This window comes from candidate division WOR-3 bacterium, from assembly GCA_039803925.1.
Lineage (GTDB): Bacteria > Hydrothermota > Hydrothermia > Hydrothermales > JAJRUZ01 > JBCNVI01.
This window is the reverse complement of the sequence record JBDRZL010000002.1, coordinates 22,979-44,233: the sequence shown is the minus strand read 5'-3', so window position 1 is coordinate 44,233 and position 21,255 is coordinate 22,979. Positions and strand designations below refer to the sequence as shown.

The following is a 21,255-nucleotide window of genomic DNA, read 5'->3' as shown; positions in this document are numbered from 1 at the left end:
AATGGATATAATTAGTTTACCTTTACATTCCGGAAAAGCACCGGAATGGCTTTTTCAAAAAATGAAAAAATTATCATCCCTGATTGTTGAATACATGCTTGAAGAGTTTGACACAGAATTAATATTGGAAAAATTTTCTGATCCTTTATGGTTTCAAAGCTTTGGATGTTTCCTTGGATTTGACTGGCATTCTTCAGGACTTACAACAACTCTAACAGGTGCTTTGAAAGAGGGTTTTAGAGATAGGAATATCCCCATATATATAACTGGAGGAAAAGGTAAAGTAGCTTTAAAAACACCTGATGAAATTTTGAAAATAAGTGATAAAGTAAATATTGATGCTTCTTTATTTATTAAACTTTCCCGTTTAACAGCTAAAATTGATAATATTTGTGTTCAGGATGGGCACACTCTCTATCATCACACCTTCTGGTTTGATAGTAAGGGAAACTGGTTAACTATTCAGCAGGGAATGAATCCTTCAAAGAGAACTGCAAGAAGATATCATATTTTTTCTAAAAAATTGATAGATTTAACAAATGAACCCCATTCAGGGATAATCGCTGAAAGAAGAGAAAAATCAGTTTTAAATCTTGTGTCTGAAAGGAATAGAAAAATAAGGGAAAATATTTTGAGATTAATAAAAGAAGAGGGAATTAAGGAAATTTATAAAATGCCCTTTAGACACGAAATTAAATTAAGTGACTTAGATAAGAAAAAAATTTATCAGATTAGTATAAATTTTTATAAGAAAAATATTGATAAATTTGAAAAAATTCTTTTAATAAAAGGAGTTGGTGAAAAAACTTTAAGAGTTTTAACCCTTCTTTCAGTTATTTTATATGGAGAAAAGCCGGATTACACTGACCCTGCAAGATTTTCTTTTGCCCATGGCGGAAAAGATGGGACTCCTTATAGGATAAATAGAAGAGAATATGATAAAACTATTGAAATACTTGAAAGAATTATATCAAAAAGAAGAGGATTTGGAAGAGAAGATAGAAGTTTTTTACTTAAAAGATTATACTATTTTGTAAGATGAAAATAGTTATTGAAAGAATAAAAGAAGGTTATGTAAAGATTAATGAGAACAAAGTTTTAAGTATCAATAAGGGTCTTCTTTTATTTGTGGGTATCTGTAAAAATGATTCGATTCAGGAAATTGAGTGGGCAGTTAATAAAATTTTAAATTTGAGAATTTTTGATGACAATCAGGGAAAGTTGAATTTAAGTGTTTTAGATGTAAGTGGGGATATACTTGTTATATCTAATTTCACATTATGTGCAGATATTAAAAAAGGTAATAGACCTTCCTTTGACAATTCTGAAGAGAAAGTAAAGGCGATTGAAAAGTTCAATTTTTTTGTTAATAAATTAAAGGAAAGTAATTTAAAAGTTATAGAAGGTGAATTCGGAGCTTATATGGAAGTTTATCATGTTAATTCCGGTCCTGTTACAATTTTTCTGGATACTAAGGAAAAATTCAGGTGATACCATGGATAAATTTGAAAAATTAAAAAAATTAAGAGAAGAAGCACTAAAGGGAGGTGGAGAGGAAAAAATAAAAAAACATAAAGAAAAAGGTAAAAAGACAGCAAGAGAAAGAATAGAACTTCTTGTAGATGAAGGTAGTTTTCAAGAAATTGATATGTTTGTTACTCACAGAATCACAGAATTTGACCTCCCTAAGATATTAGGTGATGGTGTTGTTACTGGTTTTGCTAAGATACATGGAAGAGATGTTTTAGTATTTTCACAGGATTTTACGGTTTTTGGTGGCACACTTTCTCTTGCTCATGCGGATAAAATTAAAAAGATTTTTGATATTGCTTTAAGGATTGGAGTACCTATAATTGGGCTTAACGACTCAGGTGGTGCAAGAATTCAGGAGGGTGTGGCTTCTCTTGCAGGTTATGCAGAAATATTTTTAAGAAATACCCTTCTATCAGGTGTTGTTCCGCAGATTTCAGCAATTTTAGGACCCTGTGCAGGTGGGGCAGTTTATTCTCCTGCTTTAACAGATTTTATTTTTATGGTGAGGAAAACAAGTTATATGTTTATAACTGGTCCTGATGTTATTAAGGCAGTTACCCATGAGGATGTTAATTTTGAAGAACTTGGTGGAGCTGATGTTCATGCAGAGAAAAGTGGAGTTGCTCATTTTGTTTATGATAGTGAGGAGGAGGTTATGGGTGGAATAAGAACCCTTTTGACTTATTTGCCCCAGAACAATATGGAGGAACCACCTTTCATAGATACAGGAGACCCGGAAGACAGAGAAGATCCAGAGCTTGATGATATTATTCCTGAAGATCCAAATGCTCCCTATGAGATGAAAGAGATAATCAGAAGAGTAGTGGATAATGGAGTTTTCTTTGAAGTTCATGAGAAATATGCACCAAATATAATAGTTGGATTTGCAAGAATCGGTGGTTTCAGTGTAGGAATAGTTGCTCAAGAGCCAATGCATCTTGCTGGTGCTATTGATGTTGATGCTTCAATAAAAGCAGCAAGATTTGTTAGATTCTGCGATGCTTTTAATATTCCTATAATTACCTTCGAGGATGTTCCGGGATTTTTACCAGGTGTTTATCAAGAGCACAGGGGTATTATAAAGGAAGGGGCAAAACTTCTTTACGCATATTGTGAAGCAACAGTTCCTAAAATTACAGTAATAACAAGAAAAAGTTACGGAGGAGCTTATTGTGTATTATCTTCAAAACAGGTAAGAGGAGATATAAATTTAGCTTGGCCAACCGCAGAGATTGCCGTTATGGGACCTGAAGGTGCAATAAACATTATTTACAGAAAAGAGATCCAGGAAGCAGAAAATCCGGAAGAATTAAGGAAAGAGCTTACAAAAATGTACAGGGATAAATTTGCTAATCCTTACTATGCAGCGGCTTATGGTTATATTGATGATGTTATTGAGCCCCGTAAAACAAGAAAGTGGATTATAAAAGGTCTGAAACTTTTAAGAAATAAAAGACAGGGTTTACCACCGAAGAAACATGGAAATATACCTTTATAAACTTGAAAAAATTTTACTTTAATAGTATTTAAATATAATGGAAAAAAAGAAATGGCTTGAAAGAATTAAAGAAGAATTGCTTTTTAATTATAAAGAAGCAGAAGAGTTTAGAGAACTCTATACACGAACAATTATGGATTTCAACAAATTTAAAAAAAGAAAAGAGGAGGAGTTTAAAGGGGCAAAAAATGAAGGAAAAAAAGAATTGATTCAGAAGTTTTTTTTAGCAATTGATAATTTAGGAAGAGCATTAGAAATAATTAATGAAAATAATAATGATACTCTTAATCTTAAAAAAGGTGTAGAAATGATTTACAAACAATTTATTAATATATTGAATGAGGAAGGGGGTGAGATAATAGAACCAGTGGAAGGCGAGGATTTTAATCCAGAGTTTCATGAAGCTGTTGATTTACAGGAAGTTTTTGATAAAAGTTTAGACAAAAAAATAATAAAAAGTGTTCAAAGAGGATTGAAATTTATGGGCAAAGCAATAAATCCAGCGAAAGTGGTTGTAGGGTTTTTTAAAGAAGAAAAGAAAGAAATGGGTTCAATTCCCAAAAAAAGTGAAATAGAAAAGGAGGAATAAAAATATGGCAAAGGCGGTTGGTATAGATCTCGGAACCACTAACTCCTGCCTTGCAATTATGGAAGGAAATGAACCGAAAGTAATTCCGAATAAAGAAGGTGGAAGAGTTACCCCTTCTGTTGTTTCTTTTAGAGAAACAGGAGAAATAATAGTGGGAAGCATTGCAAAAAGACAGGCAATTGTTAATGCTGAAAATACAGTTTATTCTATAAAGAGATTTATGGGCAGAAGGTATGATGAAGTTCTGGAGGAGATTAGAAGAGTTCCCTATGAAGTTGTAAGAGGTCCACATGATGATGCAAGAGTTAAAATAAGGGATAAAATATATTCTCCTCCTGAAATTTCAGCATTTATTTTAAGATATTTAAAAGAAAGTGCTGAAGAGTATCTTGGTGAAAAGATAACTCAGGCTGTAATAACAGTTCCAGCATATTTTAATGATGCTCAGAGACAAGCTACAAAGGATGCAGGTAGAATAGCAGGGCTTGAAGTTTTGAGAATTATTAATGAACCTACTGCTGCTGCTCTTGCTTATGGTCTTGATAAACAGAAAGATATTAAAGTTGCTGTATATGATTTAGGTGGGGGAACATTTGATATATCAATTCTTGAACTTTCAGAAGAGGGAGTTTTTGAAGTAAAATCAACAAATGGTGATACTCATTTAGGTGGTGATGATTTTGACCAGAGAATTATAGACTGGCTCGTTGAGGAGTTTTTAAAAGAAGAAGGGATTGATTTGAGAAAGGATAGATCCGCAATGCAGAGATTAAAGGAAGCTGCGGAAAAAGCTAAAATTGAACTTTCAACAATGATGACTACAACAATATCACTTCCTTTTATTGCAGGTCCTAAGCATATTGAAAGAGAATTAACAAGGGCAAGATTTGAAGCAATGGTAAGAGATTTGATTGATAGAACAATAGAAATATGTAAAAGGGCACTTGAGGATGCAAAATTGAGACCTTCTGATATAAACGAGGTGATTCTTGTTGGAGGAATGACGAGAGTTCCAGCAGTTCAGGAAGCTGTAAGAAGTTTCTTTGGAAGAGAACCTCATAAAGGTGTTAATCCCGATGAAGTAGTAGCAATGGGTGCAGCGATTCAGGCAGCAGTTCTTGCAGGTGAAGTAAAAAGAGATATTGTCCTTCTTGATGTTACACCTCTTTCTCTTGGTGTAGAAACACTTGGAGGTGTTATGACTGTTATAATTCCAAGAAATACTACTATTCCTGTCAGAAAATCTGAAATCTTTACAACTGCTCAAGATAATCAAACTGCTGTTACCATTCACGTATTACAGGGTGAAAGACCAATGGCAAAAGATAATAGATCTCTTGCAAGGTTTGAACTTTACGGTATACCACCTGCTCCAAGGGGTGTTCCTCAAATTGAGGTTACGTTTGAAATTGATGCTGATGGAATTTTACATGTATCAGCAAAGGATCTTGCAACAGGAAGGGAACAAAAAGTAAGAGTCCATTCTTCTTCAGGTTTAACTGAGGAAGAGATTCAAAAAATGATAAAAGAAGCAGAAATGCATGCGGAGGAGGATAGAAAGAGAAAGGAACTTATAGATACAAAAAATCAGGCAGATTCATTTATTTACACTGTAGAAAAATCACTCAGGGATCTTGGTGATAAGGTTGATTCCAGTAAGAAAAGCAGAGTAATGGAGAAGTTGAATGAACTAAGAGAAGCTATGAAAAAAGATGATGCGGGTTATATAAAGGATAAAATGAAAGAATTGCAGGAAGTCTGGTATCAAGCAACAGAGGAAATTTATCAGCATGGAAGAGGTGCTGAGTTTTATTCAGGTAGAGGAAGAGGAACAGACAATATGAGGAATCCAACAGAAGAAAAAGTAGAAGAAAAAAAGGAGGGTAAGGGAAAAGATAAAACAGTAGATGCAGATTACGAGGTTATTGATTAAAAAATAAATGGCTAAGAAGGATTATTATGAAATACTCGGGGTTAGTAGAGATGCAACCCAGGAGGAGATAAAAAAGGCTTATAAGAGATTAGCTTTAAAATATCACCCTGATAGAAACCCTAATAATAAAGAAGAGGCAGCAAAGAAATTTATGGAGATATCAGAGGCTTATGAGGTATTGAGTGATCCAAAGAAAAGAGAGATTTATGATAGATACGGGCATGAAGGATTAAAAGGTGCAGGAGTTTTTAGAGAAGGAGATTTTACATGGAGAGATTTTTCTCATTTTGAAGATCTTGAAGATATTTTCGGCGATATAGGAAGAATTTTTGAAGATTTTGGTTTTGGTTCCTCAATTTTTGATTTTCTTTTTGGAGGGAGGAGGGAAAGAGAAAAGAGTGAATATTTTACACAAGAGCCCGGCGAAGATTTAAGAATAAAAATTTCTTTAACATTACAGGAAATTGATTCAGGAGTATCTAAAAAAGTTCTTGTAAAAAGATTTGTAAGGTGTGATACCTGCGGTGGTATGGGCTCTAAATCTAAATCATTTAAAACATGTGAAACTTGTAGAGGAACAGGGTATGTTAGAAGGGAAAGTAGAACACCTTTTGGATATTTTGCAACCCAATCTACCTGTCCCACGTGTAGGGGATTTGGAAAAGTAATAGGAGATCTATGTGAAGCTTGTAAGGGTACAGGAAGAGTAGTGAAAGAAGAAATGATTAAGATAAATATTCCTGCGGGAGTTGAAGAAGGCAAGGTGTTGAGATTAAAAGGAATGGGTAATGCAGGTTTAAGAGGAGGTAAATCTGGAGATCTTATAGTTGTGATTAATGAGATAAAAGATGATAGATTCGAAAGAAGGGGTAAGGATTTGAAGATGAAAGTGAAAGTTCCTTATCCAATTCTTGTGTTGGGGGGAGAAGTATCAATAGATTCTTTAAATGGTAAAAAGCTAAAACTTAAAATTCCCCATGGGACTCAAACTGGGGAGATTTTAAGAATTAGGGGTCAGGGATTAAGGGATTTAAATGGTAATAAGGGTGATCTTTTTGTAGAGATTGATGTAGAGATTCCAAAGGAAGTTTCAAAAGAAGAAAAAGAAATTTTAAAAAAATTATTAGAAATTAAAAAGTAATGGATATAAGATACTTTTATGTTAAAAAAAGTGATATAAAAGATAATAAAGTTTTTATTGTGGGTGAGGAGTATAACCATCTACATAGAGTTTTAAGGAAAAAACCAAAAGATATAATAAAAGTTGTAAATGGAGAGGGTGATGAATATTTAGTTTTGCTTACTAAAACTGAAGATGGTTATGCAGAGGGTGATATTATTGAAAAAAGAAGAAGACCCAATGAAATACCTTTTGAACTTACATTCGCTTGCGGTATTTTGAAAGGTGAAAGAATGGAATTTTTAATAGAGAAGGGGACTGAACTTGGAGTTAGTAAATTTATTCCTCTTTTAACTGAAAGAACAGAGGTATCTCCTGGAGAAGGTAAATTTTTAAGATGGAATAAGATAGCAATTTCAGCGATGAAACAATCAAGGAGAAGTGTATTACCATTAATTGAAAAACCCATGAACTTAGAAGAATTTTGTGATTATGTAAGTGATTATGAGTTTAAAATTTTACTGAACGAAAAGATAAAAGCAATGCCTGAGTTGAAGGAAAAGAATTTTAATAAGGCTGTTATAGTAGCAGGTCCTGAGGGTTCTTTTACAGATGGAGAAATAAATTATTTGAGAAAGAAAGGTTTTAAAGAGTGGAATCTTGGATTAAGAACTTTAAGAACTGAAACTGCACTTTTATTTGCAGGAATCATTTTACTATATTTAACTGAAAGGAGGAATGTATAATGGATTGTGTTTTTTGTAAAATCATAAAAAAAGAAATAAATTCAAAAATTGTATATGAGGACGACTTATCTTTAGCATTTGAGGATATAAATCCACAGGCTCCAGTCCACATTCTGATTGTGCCCAAAAAGCATATTAGTGCTTTAAGAGAAGTGAAAGAAGAAGATAGTTATTTAATTGGGCATTTGTTAAGAGTTGCAAGTAAAATAGCACTTGAAAAAAATCTCGGAGAAGGTTATAGAATTGTTATAAATGATGGCAAAGAGGCGGGGCAGAGTATTTTTCATTTACATTTTCATATACTGGGAGGCAGAATTTTAAGATGGCCTCCTGGATAAAGGGTTCTATTCCCGTTAAACTGCAAGGAGGAAAAAAGTTATGACAGGTGTAAAACTAAGAGAAGGAGAAAGTTTTGAAGAAATGTTAAGAAGATTTAAAAAAATTTTAAACAGAGATAGAATTATGGATGAGGTAAAAAGATTAGAACATTATGAAAAACCATCTGAAAGGAGGAAAAAGGAGTTTATCACAGCAAGGAGAAGAGTTCTTAGAAGATTAAAGCAAATTCAGGAAAAACTTAAGAAATAGTATTTGAAGAGAATTTTAGAATTTATTTCCCAATATTTACAGACCGAAGGTGGACGTGATTATTTAAAAAATATTAGTGAAGAAAATGATATCGAAAAAATTAAAGAAAGGTTTGAAGAGTTTAAAAGATACAGTGTTTTACTAAGAAAGAAAAACTTTCTATTACCTGATTTTAAAAAATTAGAAGCAGGGACATCAATTTCCAAATATTTTGTATGGTTTAGAAATTATTTAAGAGATGTAATTGAGATAAGAAGAGAGATTGAAAATCTTAAAGAAGATGCTGATTCATATTTACCTTTCGATTATGAAATTTTATCTTTTTATCAGAAACTTGAAATGACTTTTGATGATGAAGGTAATATAAAGGATACTGCATCTCAAATATTAAGAGAGATCAGAGAAAAAAAGAGAGAGCTTTATCAGGAAATAGAAAGAAAGATAAAGATTTCTATTGAAAAGTTCAAAAAGGAAAATATCTTGAGGGATGAAGAAATCTATTATAAGGAAGGTAGATTTACCATATGTTTAAAAACTTTACCTCAAAATGTGAAACTAATCGCCTATTCAAGAAGCGGAGAAAGTTATTTTGTTGAGCCTGAAGACATAGTAATTTTTAATTCCAAATTCAGACATTATGAAGATATGGAAAAAGAAGAGGAAAGAAAAATACTGAATCAAATTTTTTCTGAATATAATGATTTAAAGGAGGAAATCTCTGAACTGGTGTATTATATTTCAAAACTTGATTATTATACTTCCTTGTTTTTATTTACAAATAAAATTTCAGGTGAAATTCCGCAATTTGGAAAAGAAAAGAAATTCAAATTGATAAATACTTATCATCCTTTACTTAAAATAAAACTACAAAATAAATGTGTTCCATACACAATAGAAATTCCTGAAAAAGAGAGTGTTTTACTTGTTACAGGTCCAAATGGTGGAGGAAAAACTACTTTTCTTGAAACTATTTATCTTTTGATAGAAATGATTAAAAGAGGCATACCTGTTCCTTCATCTTCACAAAGTTATTTTTATATTCCTGAAAAAATTTTTATGGCTGGATTTGAAGAGAGAAGCAAAATAGAGGAAGGTTTTTCAAGTTTTACTCTTTATCTTGAAGAAATAAAAAAATCTCTTTCTGAAAGCTTTCAGGATAAACTTGTTCTTCTTGATGAATTTATGGGAAATACTGATCCAGAAGAAGGAGGAAATCTTGGTGTTGGTATATTAAGAGAATATAGAGATAAAAATATTAAAACTATATGTGCCACTCATAATGATAAAATTAAATCTTATTTAAGAGAAGAAAAAGGAGTCTTGATTTCTGCTTTTACACTGGATCTTGATGTTCTGTCACCAACATATAAGATTGAGCTAATGAAAATTTCTCCCAGTTATGCATTGCTTGTTGCCAGAAAATGTAATTTACCTGAATCAATTTTTGAAAAAATGCCTGAATCTACAGAAATAATTGACAGGATTTATAGAATGAAAGCTGAGATAGATAAAGAAAAGAAGGAGCTAGAAAAGGAAAGAGAAAATTTAAAAAAAGAAAGAGAAAAACTGGAATCTGAATATAAAAAGGAACTTAAAAGAAAAATTGAAGAATGGAGCAAAGAAATAAATAAGATTTTAAAAGAATTTGAAGAAAAAAAGGATAAAAGGATTTTAAAGAAAGCGATTCAAAGGATAGAAGAAAAAAAGACCGAAGTTGAAGAAAGAATTCCTTCAAGGTTAGAAATAGGCAACTTTTATTCAGTTAAGGAAAGTTCGGTAAAAGGTAAACTTTTGGAAATTAAAGGTGATAAGGCGGTTCTTGATGTAAAAGGTAAAAAAATGGAGGTTCCTGTGAGTTATTTGAGAGAACCGACTGAAGAAAAAATTCAGAAGGAAATTGATATAAACCTTTATTCAATTCCCTTACCTTCCAGAGTTCTGTCAATAAGGGGAATGGAAAAGGAAGAAGCAGAGGAACTTGTTGAAAGATTCCTTTATGATGCAAGAGCAGCAGGTTATAATGAAGTTAGAATTGTGCATGGTGAAGGAAAAGGTATCTTGAAAAAGATGGTTTTTGATGTTATTAAAAATATAGACTTTGTGGAGGAATATTTTCACCCTTCATGGAATGAAGGAGGTGACGGAGTAACTGTGATTAGATTTAAAAAAACATGAATATTTACGATGAAATAATAGCTTCAATTTCTCCTCTTGAAATAGCTCAGAGATATCTTGATCTGAAAAAGAGCGGTAAAAATTACCAGTCTTTATGCCCCTTTCATCCTGATACAAAGCCTTCCCTTTCTTTTGATCCTGAAAGAGGTCTTTTTTATTGTTTTGGATGTGGAAAATCAGGGAATTTAGTACATCTTATCTCTGAAATAGAAGGTATATCAAAGTATGAAGCCTTAAAAGAACTTGCAAAAGATGCAGGAATAAAATTAAAGGAAGATAAAATTTCTGAGGATAGGGAAATTTTAAAGCTTTTTGAGGTTCTTGAGTTTGCTCTTAATGAGTATGAAAAGATTTTATTTGAAAAAGAAGGAGAAAAAGCACGGAACTATCTTGAAGGAAGGGGTTTTAAGTTAAATACAATAAGAAGATTTAGAATAGGTTATGCACCAGCTTCTGGTGATTATATTCTTAAAAAAGCAAGAGAAAAGGGAATAAACCCATCACTTCTCCTTGAAGTTGGTCTTATTACAGGTTTAGGAGGGGTATTAAAGGATTTTTTTAAGGATAGGATTATTTTTCCTATTTTTAATACTTCTTCTAAGTGTATAGCTTTCGGAGGAAGAGCTTTTGAGGGTGAACCCAAATATTTGAATTCTCCAGATAGTAAGATTTTTAAGAAAAGTAAAAATCTATTTGGGATTGATATTGCTAAAAACAAGGCAAAAAAGGAAAATACCCTTATACTTGTAGAAGGTTATACGGATGTAATGAGGATGGTTGAAAATGGTTTTGAAAACACTGTGGCACCGCTTGGAACTGCTTTTTCAGTTGAACAAGCCTTGATTATGAAGAGATTTGCTGATATTATTATAATACTATTTGATGGAGATGATGCAGGAAAACGTGGAATGAAAAGAACTTTACCTTTTTTACTTAAAACGAATTTGAAGGTTAAAATCGCAGAACTACCTCCTAATGAAGATCCTGATTCTTACCTAAAAAAAGAGAGTAGGGAAGAAATGGAAAAAGTTTTGAGTTCCTCTAAAAATTTTCTTGATGCTCTTCTTCCAGAAAATATTCCTTATGATCCTTATGCTCAGAGTATTCTTCTCAATGAAATGATAGAGTTTATATCCAATATACCCTCTGAGCTTGAGAGAGAATTGTTTATTAAAAGAGTTTCAGAAAAATTTTTAATATCTCCGGAATATATAAGGTCAAAAGTTAAATTTTTGGGAGAAGAAAAAAATGAAGGTAAGGATACTTTACCTTCAGAGTTCAGTCTTTTTGGTATAATAGCTTCTTTTAACAAATTTAATAAAGAAGAAATTGAAAAGAGAGGTATAGATGAAAGAGTATTTAAGAGTGAACTTTTAAAAAGAATTTTAATTAAAATTCGAGAAGGAAGCAGCTTGGAGGAGCTTCTTTTTGAGTTAAGTGATAATGAAAGGAAAAAGGTGGTGGAAGCAATATTTAAAGCAAGAGAAAAGTTTGTAAATTTTGAAAAAAAGATAGAAGTTGAACCATACGAATTTGCTTTTGAGAAGCTTGAGAAAAAAATGAAGAAAATATTGAAAAAAGAAAAAATTTTTAAGGAGTGGAATGAGTATAAGGAAAGTAAGGGTTCAAATCCTATTAGCCAAAAAGAAAAGGAGGAAAAATGTCAGTGAAAAACAGTAAAAGAATTAAAAATAAAAAAAATAATGAAATAGAAGGAAAAGATATTGAACAGATGTTAATTCAGAGTGTTATAGATAGGATTATGGAAAAAGCCAAGAAAAATAAACAAATAAGACAGGAAGATTTAAACGACCTTACAACCAATCTACCTCCAAATCTTGTTGATGAGGTTATTGAGGCATTATTTGCTGAGGGAATAGAGATTGTTGAAGAAGATGAAAGAAAAAAAGAAAGGGAGATTGAGGAACCCGAGATTAAGGTAAAGGATGACCCTGTTAAAACTTATTTGAAGCAGATTTCCAGTTTAAGACTTTTGACAAAAGAAGAAGAGGTAGCTCTTGCTAAGACTATTTTTGATGCTAAGGAAAAAATGAAGGAAATTCTTTTTAAAACTGATTTTGGGTTAAAAAGATTTGTTTTCTTTCTAAGAAAAGTTAAGGATCTTGAATTGCAGCCTGAGGAAATACTGGAAGTTGATTCAAGCTACTGGACAAATAAAGTTGTTAACAGAAAAGAAAAGAAGAGAGTGCAAAAGGGTATAGATGAATTTTTAAAATTTTATGAAGATATTTTTGAAAATAAAAAGAAAAATTTAAAGGATTTAAATGAGGAAGAAAAGAATGAACTTGAAAAATTATTTTCAAAAATAGTACCAAAATTCAGTTATGTACAGGAAAATGTTGACAGATTATATGAAGAGATAAAAACCCTTGAAAATTTAAATTTAGAATATAAAAGATTAAAAGAAGAATTAGAGGAAAAGGAGAAAAATAATTCAAATAATGACCCTGTGATAAGTAAAGTTAAGGAGACATTAAAGGTTTTGAAAAATTCAATAAGAGAATATGAAAAAAAACTTGGTTTTTCTTACAAAGAACTTGAAAAAATTAAAGAAGAAATAGAAAAAGCAAAAGAGGCTTATAATTATGCAAGGAAAAAGATGGTTGAAGGAAATGTTAGATTAGTGATAGGAACTGCTAAGAAGTTTATGAACAGGGGAATTGAATTTCTTGATTTAATAGAAGAGGGCAATATCGGTCTTTTAAAGGCTGTAGAAAAATTTGATTACAGAAAAGGTTATAAATTCTCAACATATGCTACTTGGTGGATAAGACAGGCAATAACAAGAGCAATTGCTGATAATTCAAGAACTGTAAGGGTTCCTGTTCATATGATAGAAACTTTAACAAAAATCTCAAAAGCACAAAAAGATTTTTTACAAACCTATGGAAGAGAACCAACTGTTAGGGAACTTTCCGATATTTTAGGTTTACCTGAAGAAAAGGTGAAACAAGCTCTTGATGTTTCTCATCAGCCTCTTTCTCTTGATAAACCTATAGGAAAAGATGAGGAAGGAGTTATGGAAGAGGTAATTGCTGACCAGTTTACAAAATCTCCTTCTGAACTTGCCCGTGAAGCAATTATTAAAAAAACAATTGAGGAAGTTCTATCAACTTTAACAAAGAGAGAACAAAAGGTTATTAAGTTAAGATTTGGTCTTGGTAATCATCCACCTATGACACTTGAACAGGTAGGTAGAATATTTGGAGTTACAAGAGAGAGAATAAGACAGATAGAAGCCCAGGCATTGAAAAAGTTAAGACATCCTAAGAGAGCTGAAAAACTAAAATCCCTTCTTGAAAAACTGGAAAGAAGAGACTGAAAAATATTTTTGATTATTTTAACTAATGTCCAATATAACAGGTGTTATAATTTCTCTTGATGCTGAAAATACAATTGAAAAAGCAATTGATTCTCTTTCCTTCTGTGATAAAATAATAGTTGTTGATGGGGGTTCTAAAGATAATACGATTGATATAATAAAGAAAAAAAATTGTTTGTTATTTGAAAGAAAATTTGATAATTTCAAAAATCAAAGAGAGTTTGCTCTTTCCAAAGTAAACTCAGAGTGGGTAATTTTCCTTGATGCTGATGAAGTTCTTGAAGATATTCTTATAGAAGAAATTAAAAGAGAAATAAAAAAAAATGAAGTTGATGGTTTATTTTTAAATAGAATTTCTTATTTTCTTGGTAAATTAATATATCATGGAGGATGGTATCCTGATTATTCTTTAAGGGTTTTTAAAAAAGGAAAAGTAAGAGTTTCTGATAACATTGTTCATGAAAAAGTCTTAGTTTACGGGAAAACTAAAAGAATAAAAAAAGGCAAAATTATCCATTATACTGATCCTGATCTTTTTCATTATTTAAAAAAGTTGAATCTTTATACAGAACTTTCAGCAAAAGAGCTTTTTGAAAAAGGTAAAAGGGTGAGTATTTTTGATTTGACCTTAAGACCTTTTTATTTTTTTATAAGAATGTATTTTTTAAAACTCGGATTTCTTGATGGACTTCAAGGGTTCATACTTGCTGTATGTTCTGCCTTTCATACTTTTATTAAATATGCAAAATTATGGAATTTGAGAAATAAATTGAGGTAAAATTCTTTTATGGAAAAAATAGCAGATGTTTTTTTAAGAGGTTATTCTATTTCGAAAAATAACATGTTTTCAAGGATAAGGAGGGGGAATACTTTTGAAACTTTCACCTACTCACAGGCTCTTGAAATAATAAAATCTATTGGAGGTTATCTTAAATCAAAGGGCTTTGCAAAAGGTGATAGAGCTGCAATTTTGGGTGAAAACTGTCCGGAGTGGGGAATTTCTTATTTTGGAATACAATGGGCAGGTGGAGTTTGTGTTCCTCTTGATGCAAGAGCAAGTCCCTATGACTGGGAACATTTCATGATACATTCAGAATGTAAGTTTATTTTTGTCAGTGAAAGATTTGTTCCTGATATTCTTGAAATAAAAGATAAAGTTGATAGTTTAAAGGAGGTAATTTCTTTTCCTAATGGAAAAGAGAATGCTCTTTCCTTTAAAGAAGTTTCTTCTTTTAAAGAAAAACTTGAATATCCTGTTATAAGAGATGAAAATGAGCTTGCCATAATACTTTATACATCCGGGACCACAGGTACATCAAAAGGTGTGATGCTTTCCCATAAAAATATTATTAGTGACATTGAAGCGGTTTTAAAGGTTTTTGATTTTAATGAAAATGATCACCTTTTTTCTGTTTTACCTATTCATCATGTTTTTGAAGGAACATGTGGTTTTCTTGCACCTTTATATGTAGGGGCAAAAATAACTTATGCAAGGTCTTTAAAACCAACTGAACTTCTTGAGGACTTAAAAGAAACAGAACCAACAGTATTTCTTACTGTCCCCCTATTGCTTGAAAAATTATATAATGGTATTCAGAAAAATATAAAGAACCTTCCACCTGGTAAAAAGGCTTTCTTTAAGGTTATGTCTCTTTTAACAAATTTTTTAGATCCTATAACAGGAGAAAAAACTTCAAAGATTTTATTTAAAACAGTAAGAGAAAAAATGGGGTTTGGAAAGATCAGATATATAGTATCAGGTGGGGCTGCTTTACCCCCATGGGTGGGTAAGGGATTCAAAAAGTTAGGATTGCCTATATATCAGGGTTACGGTCTTTCAGAAACTTCTCCTGTTGTTTCTGTTAATCCTCCAAAAGGTAAAAATAAAATTGAATCTGTTGGTCCTCCCATTCCTGGTGTGGAAGTAAAAATTCTTGATCCTGATGAAAATGGAATAGGTGAAATAGCTGTTAAAGGTGACATTGTTATGTTAGGATACTATAAGGATAAAAAAGCAACGGAAAAGGTTTTTAAAGACGGATGGTTTTTAACAGGAGATTTAGGGTATATAGATGAGGATGGTTATATTCATATTACAGGAAGAAAAAAGTCAGTTATAGTAACAAAAGGTGGTAAAAATATATATCCGGAAGAAATAGAAGAGAAATTACTTGAGTCCCCTATTATTAAAGAATGCATTGTCCTGGCTAAAATTCACCCAAAGACAAAAACAGAAATTATCCATGCTATTATTTATCCCAACTATGAGGAAATTGATAGTAGAGCAAAAGAACTAAATGTTGATGTTACTGAAGATTTGGTAAGGGAATGGATTGGAAAAGAGATAGAGGAAGTAAATAAAAAACTTGCTGATTATAAAAAGATAAGATCCTTTTCTCTGAGAGATGAAGAGTTTCCAAAAACAACAACACAGAAAATAAAAAGATATCTATTTGAGGAGGGAGGTATTGAGATTTAAAAGTATTTTATTATTTTTAATATTTCTGGTTTTTATATCTGTATTAATATTCGGTTATTTTTTTGTAGTTGTGCCTTTACAGCTTGAAAATAAGGATTTAAAAAGGGAAAATGAATTTTTAGTTTTAAAAATTTCAAAGGAACTGGAAAGTTTAAATACCATAAGAAAGGATACACTTTCCCTTAACTTACCAGAACCTCTTTTAAAAGCAAAAGAAGAGCTATCAAAAGAATTTAAAGTAATACCAGAAGGAAATTTGATGAAAGTGGTAATACTAACTGATGAAATTTTTTTACCAGGTAATTATGTAATTTCAAAACAGGGTGAAGAAAAGCTCTCTAAACTCGCCAAAATTATAAAGGAATTTCCATATAAAGAATTGGAAATTCAGGTGCATACGGATAATGTTCCTGTTCAAACGAAAAAAGATTTATTTCCAACAAACTGGGAACTATCAGCAAGGAGAGGAACAGAGATTGTAAGGTTTTTAATAACAAAAGAGAATATACCTCCTGAAAGAATTTATGCTTCTGCTTTTGGAGATTCAAGACCCCTTGTTAATGAAAATACAAAGGAGGCAAGAGAGAAGAATAGAAGAGCGGAATTTATAATAAAATTCTGAAATGTTTGATATTGTAAACCTTTTGATTTTTTTACCTGGAATTTTAATAGCACTGACCATACATGAGTTTTCGCATGCTTTAATTGCATACAAATTAGGTGATCCTACAGCGAAATTTTCAGGAAGGTTAACTTTAAATCCACTTTCCCATATTGATCCTCTTGGTTTTATATTTTTATTTCTTGTTCATATTGGATGGGCAAAACCTGTTCCTGTTGATCCCTATTATTTTAAAAACCCTGAAAAGGATATGGCAAAGGTTGCAATTTTTGGTCCTTTTTCCAATTTAATTCTTGCTTTTCTAATTTCCCTGATTTTGAGAATTTTTTTTCTTTTTCCTTTTACGGAAATTCTTTTTTTATTCTATCTTTATAAAATTTTTCTTTCAGCTTATGTAATAAACTTAATTCTTGCTTTTTTTAATTTATTGCCCATACCTCCTTTAGATGGTTCAAAAATTCTTATACTTTTTTTACCCTTTGAATGGAAATTAAGGTATAAGGAAATTGAGCCCTATGGATTTTTTTTACTTGCAGGAATTATATTTATTTCAAGTTTTTTAAGAATACCTTTATTTGAAATTTTAGTTTTTTTACCTGCCAGTTTGGTCTCTCGTCTTTTTCTTGGAATGAGTCCCTTTTAATATTTATAAAACTTTTACCCCTTTTATATCTTCCCATCTTGTGGTATATCTTTTTGATCTATAAATTTGTTTCATCTCCCATTTTTTTGTTATAAATTCACCAGCAAGATAAATGGTTTCTCTTCCGAATATTTTATTTATTTTATCTACAGTTGAAATTATATTTTTCTTTTTATCAGTAAAAGTAAATTTATCAGAAAATATACTTTTGATTTTCTTATTGTCTTTTATAAGTCCGTGAAAATAAATACCCGCTTTTTTATATTTTATCCCTTCTTTGAAAATTTTTTTTAGAATTTTTTCACTGAATTTAACAAGGTCTGGTGTATAAGCTGTTGGTGCAGGTAAATTTATTCCCATATTTTTAAAATAAAAATTTTTTTCAAAGGGGGAGCTCATTATAAAGATATGAAGTTTAGAGGCAAGAAGGTTTTCGCTTCTTAATCTTTCTGCTGCAACTGATATAAGATATGTAATTGCCTCTTTTAGTTCTTCAAATTTTTCTATTTTTTCTCCAAAAGTTCTTGATGCACTTATACCCTTTCTTTCTAAATTTCCTTCTATTTCAAAACACTTTATTTCTTTAATTTCCTTAAGTATTTTTAATCCTCTAAGAGTGAGGTTTTTTCTTATCCATTCCTCATTCAAATTTTTAAATTGATAGGCATTAAAAATTCCTTTTTCTCTTAAAAATTTTGCTGATACAGGCCCTATTCCCCATATATCTTCCACATCTATTTTCTTTAATAATTCATCTTTTTCAGGATGATTTATTATATTAAAAATTTTTTTATTTTCATCTTTTTTGGCAAATTTTAGAGCAATTTTTGCAAGAACCTTTGTTTCACCTATTCCTATGGAAACAGGAATCTTTACCCATTTTTCAATTTTTTCTTTAATATTTTTTACAAACTCTTCTTTATTTTCAATTCCTTCAAGATCAATAAAGGCTTCATCAATAGAATATATTTCTACTTTTTTTGTAAAACTTTTTATTATTCCCATTACTCTATTTGAAATTTCTTCATATAAAGTGTAGTTTGATGAGAATAAAAAGATATTATTTTTTTCAATTAAATTCTTATATTTAAAATAAGGAGCCCCCATTGGAATACCCATTTCTTTAACTTCCTTTGACCTTGCTATTATGCAGCCATCGTTATTTGAAAGAACAATACAGGGAACTTTTTTAAGATCAGGTCTAAAAATTCTTTCGCAGGAAACATAAAAGTTATCACAATCAATAACACCTATAGCCATTTTAAAGCCTCCTTATTAGAAAAGTTATAACACCAAAAACTTCAAACTCAATATTTTCTCCTATTTCTTCTTTTATACTTTTTGAAATAAAAAATTTTTTACCTTTTTCTTTTATAATTCTTCCTATTACAAAATCACCTTTAAATTCTGCTACAATTAACCTATTTTCAAATTTTTCAATTGATGCATCCACAACAATTATATCACCCTTTTTAATACCCTCCCTTTCAAAATCTTCTTCTACTCTCATAAAAAAAGTGGAAAAGGGATTTGAAACTATAAATTTATTTAAATCAAGAGGCTTTTCTTCATAATCCCTTGCAGGTGAAGGAAAACCAGTATAAATAACTTTTACTCTTTCCATATTTTAATTTTAATCCAAATTGGATAAATAAATCAAATTAATCCGAATTGGATAAATTTAAATTTTTTTGGTATAATTAAGAATGGATATTATTGGGAAAAAAATAAAGGAATTGAGGGAAAATAAGGGTCTGACGCAGAAAGAGTTTGCTTCTTTGTTTGGTTATAAGTTGCTTACGGTTTCAAGGTGGGAGAGGGGAGAAAGGAGGCCTTCTTTTTCTGATTTGAAAAAGCTTTCGGATATATTTGGAATAAGTATTTCTTATTTTTTAGAAGAGGAAAAGTTTTTAAATTTGCCTTTAATGGGTAAGGTAGGTGCTGGTAAAAGGGAAATTTATTTTGATTCAGCAGAAAGGATAAAAGAGATTGAGTTTCCTTTATCTATTTTACCTGAGCGTATAAAAAAAAGAATATTGAAAAATAAAGAAAAATTTTTTGTTCTTGAAGTAAGTTCTGATAGTATGGAGCCTTTGATAAATGAGGGTGATTTTGTTGTGGTTGAAAGGGGTGAATATACTTTAGGAGATATTGTCCTTTTGAGAATCGGTTCAACAGATTATCTTTTAAAGAGATTGATAAAAAGAAAAAATAATTTTTTTCTTATTTCTGAAAACAAAAAGTATGGGATTTTAAAACCAGATGAGGAAACCCATATAATAGGTAAGGTAATTTTTGTTTTATCATTGAAATTTTTTGATTAAATTTTAATAATTCCTATTTTTATTTTTTTTCCTGTCCATTTGTTTATGAAAGTTTTATATTCAAATTTTTCTTCTCTTTCAGGTAAAACTGGATAAAAGTAGCCTTTTAAATTTTTTTCTTTTAAAATTTTTAGTATCTCTACATAACCTGCACCTCTTGATACAAATTCAAATTCATTTTTTTCCTCAAAATTTTTCAAATCGCAGTTATAGATTTTTACATTTAAAAGATTAAGTTCCCTTTTAATTTTTCTTAAAAATTCTGATTTTTTTTTGTTTCTTTCAATTAAATAAAGTTCAAAGTCTTTTCTTACAATTGCAAGAACAATGCCTGGAAAACCTGCTCCAGAACCGATATCAACAATTTTTTTTCCTTTTAAAATTTCTAAATAAAAAAGTGATTCTGTAATATGTTTTTCATAAATTTTTTCTATGTCTCTTTTGCTTATAAGGTTTATTCTTTTATTAACTTCTTTTAAAATTTTTACAAATTTTTCAATTTTTTCTTTAATTTCCTTATTAATAGTTGTTTCTAAATAGTTTTTCATTTATAAATTTTCCTATAATTTTATTTTCTATTCAAAAAGGAGGGAAAAATATATGGAAAATTATGGAATTATTGTTCATGGAGGGGCTGGAAAACATAGAAACAAAAAGGAAGCTATAAAGGGAGTGAAAAAAGCCTGTGAAAAGGGATTCCGTATTTTAGAAAAAGGTGGTTCAGCAATTGATGCAGTATGTGCTGCTGTTTCAGAAATGGAGGATAATCCTTATTTTAATGCTGGGTTTGGTTCAGTTTTAACAATAAGGGGAACAGTGGAACTTGATGCTTCAATAATGGTTGGAAATACCTTAAAATTCGGTGCAGTTGCAGGGATAACTGGATTTAAAAACCCTATTCTTATTGCAAGAAGAGTTATGGAGAAAACACCACATCTTTTATTTGTTGGTAAAGGAGCTGAAGAGTTTGCCTTACTTGAAGGTTTTAAAAAAATAAATTTAGTTAGTAGAGAGAGGTTAAATTTTTACCTTGAATTTCTAAAAGATAAGAAAAATTTTTTAAAAAAAGAGATGAAAAATATTTTAAAATGGGCTAAGGATAAGTATGAGATTTTTGTTGGTGAGACTGTAGGAGCTTGTGCTGTTGATAGCAAAGGTAATATTGTTGCAGGAACATCAACAGGAGGTGTTTTTTTTAAAATGGAAGGAAGAGTTGGAGATACTCCCTGTCCTGGTTGTGGAACTTATGCTAATTCCTTTTGTGCTGTTTCTGCAACTGGAATTGGAGAGGCAATAATGAAGGTTGTTCTCTCAAAATTTGTTTGTGATAGAGTGGAGGAAGGTGTTAATGTCAAAGAAGCCTGCATAAAGGGTATTGAAATTCTTGAAAAAAATACAGGTGGTAGAGCAGGTGTTATTGCTATAACAAGGGATTGTGAGTTTGGTTATTTTATGAATACAGAAACTATGCCTGTTGCCTTTGCAAGTAAAAAAGATAAAAAAATTAAAGTTGATGGAATTTGATTATGCAAATAAAGCATATTCTTTATGCAGAGTTCAATCCCTATAGGGTTAATACTTCTCATATTGAAAATGGTTAGTTTTAAAATCATCTACGTGAGAAGAAAGTGAATATAAGTTTTAATTTAAATAATCGTGATA

The 21,255-nt window shown here is 30.7% G+C and carries 21 protein-coding genes; 18 read left to right on the top strand and 3 right to left on the bottom strand.

Going from position 1 to position 21,255, the window contains the following annotated elements:
- Position 1 precedes the first annotated feature (1 nt).
- The 16 genes from ABIN17_01360 to ABIN17_01285 are packed head-to-tail and all read left to right on the top strand — an operon-like array spanning position 2 to position 17,269.
- Entirely contained in the window at positions 2 to 1,042 is a 1,041-nt protein-coding gene (locus ABIN17_01360) for a DUF763 domain-containing protein (protein ID MEO0283709.1), read from the top strand.
- Positions 1,039 to 1,491, top strand: a complete 453-nt coding sequence (dtd, locus tag ABIN17_01355; protein ID MEO0283708.1) for a D-aminoacyl-tRNA deacylase — start codon at positions 1,039 to 1,041, stop codon at positions 1,489 to 1,491. The genes ABIN17_01360 and dtd overlap by 4 nt, the downstream gene beginning before the upstream one ends.
- 4 nt (positions 1,492 to 1,495) lie before the next feature.
- Positions 1,496 to 3,031: an acyl-CoA carboxylase subunit beta gene (locus ABIN17_01350; protein MEO0283707.1), complete on the top strand. Its 1,536-nt coding sequence runs from the start codon at positions 1,496 to 1,498 to the stop codon at positions 3,029 to 3,031.
- Positions 3,032 to 3,068: 37 nt separating this feature from the next.
- Positions 3,069 to 3,620, top strand: coding sequence for a nucleotide exchange factor GrpE (gene grpE / locus ABIN17_01345; protein ID MEO0283706.1), 552 nt, complete (start codon positions 3,069 to 3,071; stop codon positions 3,618 to 3,620).
- Between the two features lie 4 nt (positions 3,621 to 3,624).
- The gene (gene dnaK, locus ABIN17_01340; GenBank protein MEO0283705.1) at positions 3,625 to 5,553 is read left to right on the top strand and encodes a molecular chaperone DnaK; all 1,929 of its coding nucleotides are present in this window, start codon (positions 3,625 to 3,627) and stop codon (positions 5,551 to 5,553) included.
- A gap of 7 nt (positions 5,554 to 5,560) precedes the next feature.
- Positions 5,561 to 6,694 carry a molecular chaperone DnaJ gene (gene dnaJ / locus ABIN17_01335; GenBank protein MEO0283704.1) on the top strand — a complete coding sequence of 378 codons (1,134 nt, stop codon included), beginning with the start codon at positions 5,561 to 5,563 and terminating at the stop codon, positions 6,692 to 6,694.
- Complete coding sequence (locus ABIN17_01330; protein ID MEO0283703.1) at positions 6,694 to 7,419, top strand: RsmE family RNA methyltransferase; 726 nt, start codon at positions 6,694 to 6,696, stop codon at positions 7,417 to 7,419. Before dnaJ ends, ABIN17_01330 begins: the two co-directional genes overlap by 1 nt.
- Positions 7,419 to 7,757 carry a histidine triad nucleotide-binding protein gene (locus ABIN17_01325; GenBank protein ID MEO0283702.1) on the top strand — a complete coding sequence of 113 codons (339 nt, stop codon included), beginning with the start codon at positions 7,419 to 7,421 and terminating at the stop codon, positions 7,755 to 7,757. The genes ABIN17_01330 and ABIN17_01325 overlap by 1 nt, the downstream gene beginning before the upstream one ends.
- A gap of 40 nt (positions 7,758 to 7,797) precedes the next feature.
- On the top strand, positions 7,798 to 8,007 hold the full coding sequence (gene rpsU / locus ABIN17_01320) for a 30S ribosomal protein S21 (protein ID MEO0283701.1): 210 nt from the start codon (positions 7,798 to 7,800) through the stop codon (positions 8,005 to 8,007).
- Between the two features lie 3 nt (positions 8,008 to 8,010).
- Entirely contained in the window at positions 8,011 to 10,182 is a 2,172-nt protein-coding gene (locus ABIN17_01315) for a Smr/MutS family protein (GenBank protein MEO0283700.1), read from the top strand.
- Entirely contained in the window at positions 10,179 to 11,852 is a 1,674-nt protein-coding gene (gene dnaG / locus ABIN17_01310) for a DNA primase (GenBank protein ID MEO0283699.1), read from the top strand. Before ABIN17_01315 ends, dnaG begins: the two co-directional genes overlap by 4 nt.
- Positions 11,843 to 13,525 carry a sigma-70 family RNA polymerase sigma factor gene (locus tag ABIN17_01305; protein ID MEO0283698.1) on the top strand — a complete coding sequence of 561 codons (1,683 nt, stop codon included), beginning with the start codon at positions 11,843 to 11,845 and terminating at the stop codon, positions 13,523 to 13,525. Before dnaG ends, ABIN17_01305 begins: the two co-directional genes overlap by 10 nt.
- A gap of 25 nt (positions 13,526 to 13,550) precedes the next feature.
- Complete coding sequence (locus tag ABIN17_01300) at positions 13,551 to 14,303, top strand: glycosyltransferase family 2 protein (GenBank protein ID MEO0283697.1); 753 nt, start codon at positions 13,551 to 13,553, stop codon at positions 14,301 to 14,303.
- Positions 14,304 to 14,312: 9 nt separating this feature from the next.
- A complete protein-coding gene (locus ABIN17_01295; GenBank protein MEO0283696.1) occupies positions 14,313 to 16,004 on the top strand; it encodes an AMP-dependent synthetase/ligase in 1,692 nt (563 codons plus the stop codon).
- Positions 15,994 to 16,626, top strand: a complete 633-nt coding sequence (locus ABIN17_01290; GenBank protein ID MEO0283695.1) for an OmpA family protein — start codon at positions 15,994 to 15,996, stop codon at positions 16,624 to 16,626. The genes ABIN17_01295 and ABIN17_01290 overlap by 11 nt, the downstream gene beginning before the upstream one ends.
- A 1-nt stretch (position 16,627) precedes the next feature.
- Entirely contained in the window at positions 16,628 to 17,269 is a 642-nt protein-coding gene (locus ABIN17_01285) for a site-2 protease family protein (GenBank protein ID MEO0283694.1), read from the top strand.
- Between the two features lie 3 nt (positions 17,270 to 17,272).
- Here the strand turns inward: ABIN17_01285 and ABIN17_01280 are convergent, their stop codons facing one another.
- Positions 17,273 to 18,529, bottom strand: a complete 1,257-nt coding sequence (locus tag ABIN17_01280; protein MEO0283693.1) for a Y-family DNA polymerase — start codon at positions 18,527 to 18,529, stop codon at positions 17,273 to 17,275.
- Between the two features lies 1 nt (position 18,530).
- Positions 18,531 to 18,893 carry a S24 family peptidase gene (locus ABIN17_01275; protein ID MEO0283692.1) on the bottom strand — a complete coding sequence of 121 codons (363 nt, stop codon included), beginning with the start codon at positions 18,891 to 18,893 and terminating at the stop codon, positions 18,531 to 18,533.
- Positions 18,894 to 18,975: 82 nt separating this feature from the next.
- Here ABIN17_01275 and ABIN17_01270 point away from each other — a divergent pair, with 82 nt between their 5' ends.
- A complete protein-coding gene (locus tag ABIN17_01270) occupies positions 18,976 to 19,593 on the top strand; it encodes an XRE family transcriptional regulator (GenBank protein ID MEO0283691.1) in 618 nt (205 codons plus the stop codon).
- Here the strand turns inward: ABIN17_01270 and rsmG are convergent.
- A complete protein-coding gene (rsmG, locus tag ABIN17_01265; protein MEO0283690.1) occupies positions 19,590 to 20,141 on the bottom strand; it encodes a 16S rRNA (guanine(527)-N(7))-methyltransferase RsmG in 552 nt (183 codons plus the stop codon). The genes ABIN17_01270 and rsmG overlap by 4 nt on opposite strands.
- Positions 20,142 to 20,193: 52 nt before the next feature.
- Between rsmG and ABIN17_01260 the strand changes: the two genes are divergently transcribed.
- Positions 20,194 to 21,117, top strand: coding sequence for an isoaspartyl peptidase/L-asparaginase family protein (locus tag ABIN17_01260; protein ID MEO0283689.1), 924 nt, complete (start codon positions 20,194 to 20,196; stop codon positions 21,115 to 21,117).
- The last annotated feature ends 138 nt before the right edge of the window (positions 21,118 to 21,255 follow it).

What these genes read in the sequence shown, in the direction of transcription:
- ABIN17_01360 (MEO0283709.1), top strand. Translation starts at nt 2, where the DNA reads ATGGATATAATTAGTTTACCTTTACATTCCGGAAAAGCACCGGAATGG.
- dtd (MEO0283708.1), top strand. Translation starts at nt 1,039, where the DNA reads ATGAAAATAGTTATTGAAAGAATAAAAGAAGGTTATGTAAAGATTAAT.
- ABIN17_01350 (MEO0283707.1), top strand. Translation starts at nt 1,496, where the DNA reads ATGGATAAATTTGAAAAATTAAAAAAATTAAGAGAAGAAGCACTAAAG.
- grpE (MEO0283706.1), top strand. Translation starts at nt 3,069, where the DNA reads ATGGAAAAAAAGAAATGGCTTGAAAGAATTAAAGAAGAATTGCTTTTT.
- dnaK (MEO0283705.1), top strand. Translation starts at nt 3,625, where the DNA reads ATGGCAAAGGCGGTTGGTATAGATCTCGGAACCACTAACTCCTGCCTT.
- dnaJ (MEO0283704.1), top strand. Translation starts at nt 5,561, where the DNA reads ATGGCTAAGAAGGATTATTATGAAATACTCGGGGTTAGTAGAGATGCA.
- ABIN17_01330 (MEO0283703.1), top strand. Translation starts at nt 6,694, where the DNA reads ATGGATATAAGATACTTTTATGTTAAAAAAAGTGATATAAAAGATAAT.
- ABIN17_01325 (MEO0283702.1), top strand. Translation starts at nt 7,419, where the DNA reads ATGGATTGTGTTTTTTGTAAAATCATAAAAAAAGAAATAAATTCAAAA.
- rpsU (MEO0283701.1), top strand. Translation starts at nt 7,798, where the DNA reads ATGACAGGTGTAAAACTAAGAGAAGGAGAAAGTTTTGAAGAAATGTTA.
- dnaG (MEO0283699.1), top strand. Translation starts at nt 10,179, where the DNA reads ATGAATATTTACGATGAAATAATAGCTTCAATTTCTCCTCTTGAAATA.
- ABIN17_01305 (MEO0283698.1), top strand. Translation starts at nt 11,843, where the DNA reads ATGTCAGTGAAAAACAGTAAAAGAATTAAAAATAAAAAAAATAATGAA.
- ABIN17_01300 (MEO0283697.1), top strand. Translation starts at nt 13,551, where the DNA reads ATGTCCAATATAACAGGTGTTATAATTTCTCTTGATGCTGAAAATACA.
- ABIN17_01295 (MEO0283696.1), top strand. Translation starts at nt 14,313, where the DNA reads ATGGAAAAAATAGCAGATGTTTTTTTAAGAGGTTATTCTATTTCGAAA.
- ABIN17_01285 (MEO0283694.1), top strand. Translation starts at nt 16,628, where the DNA reads ATGTTTGATATTGTAAACCTTTTGATTTTTTTACCTGGAATTTTAATA.
- ABIN17_01280 (MEO0283693.1), bottom strand. Translation starts at nt 18,529, where the DNA reads ATGGCTATAGGTGTTATTGATTGTGATAACTTTTATGTTTCCTGCGAA.
- ABIN17_01275 (MEO0283692.1), bottom strand. Translation starts at nt 18,893, where the DNA reads ATGGAAAGAGTAAAAGTTATTTATACTGGTTTTCCTTCACCTGCAAGG.
- ABIN17_01270 (MEO0283691.1), top strand. Translation starts at nt 18,976, where the DNA reads ATGGATATTATTGGGAAAAAAATAAAGGAATTGAGGGAAAATAAGGGT.
- rsmG (MEO0283690.1), bottom strand. Translation starts at nt 20,141, where the DNA reads ATGAAAAACTATTTAGAAACAACTATTAATAAGGAAATTAAAGAAAAA.
- ABIN17_01260 (MEO0283689.1), top strand. Translation starts at nt 20,194, where the DNA reads ATGGAAAATTATGGAATTATTGTTCATGGAGGGGCTGGAAAACATAGA.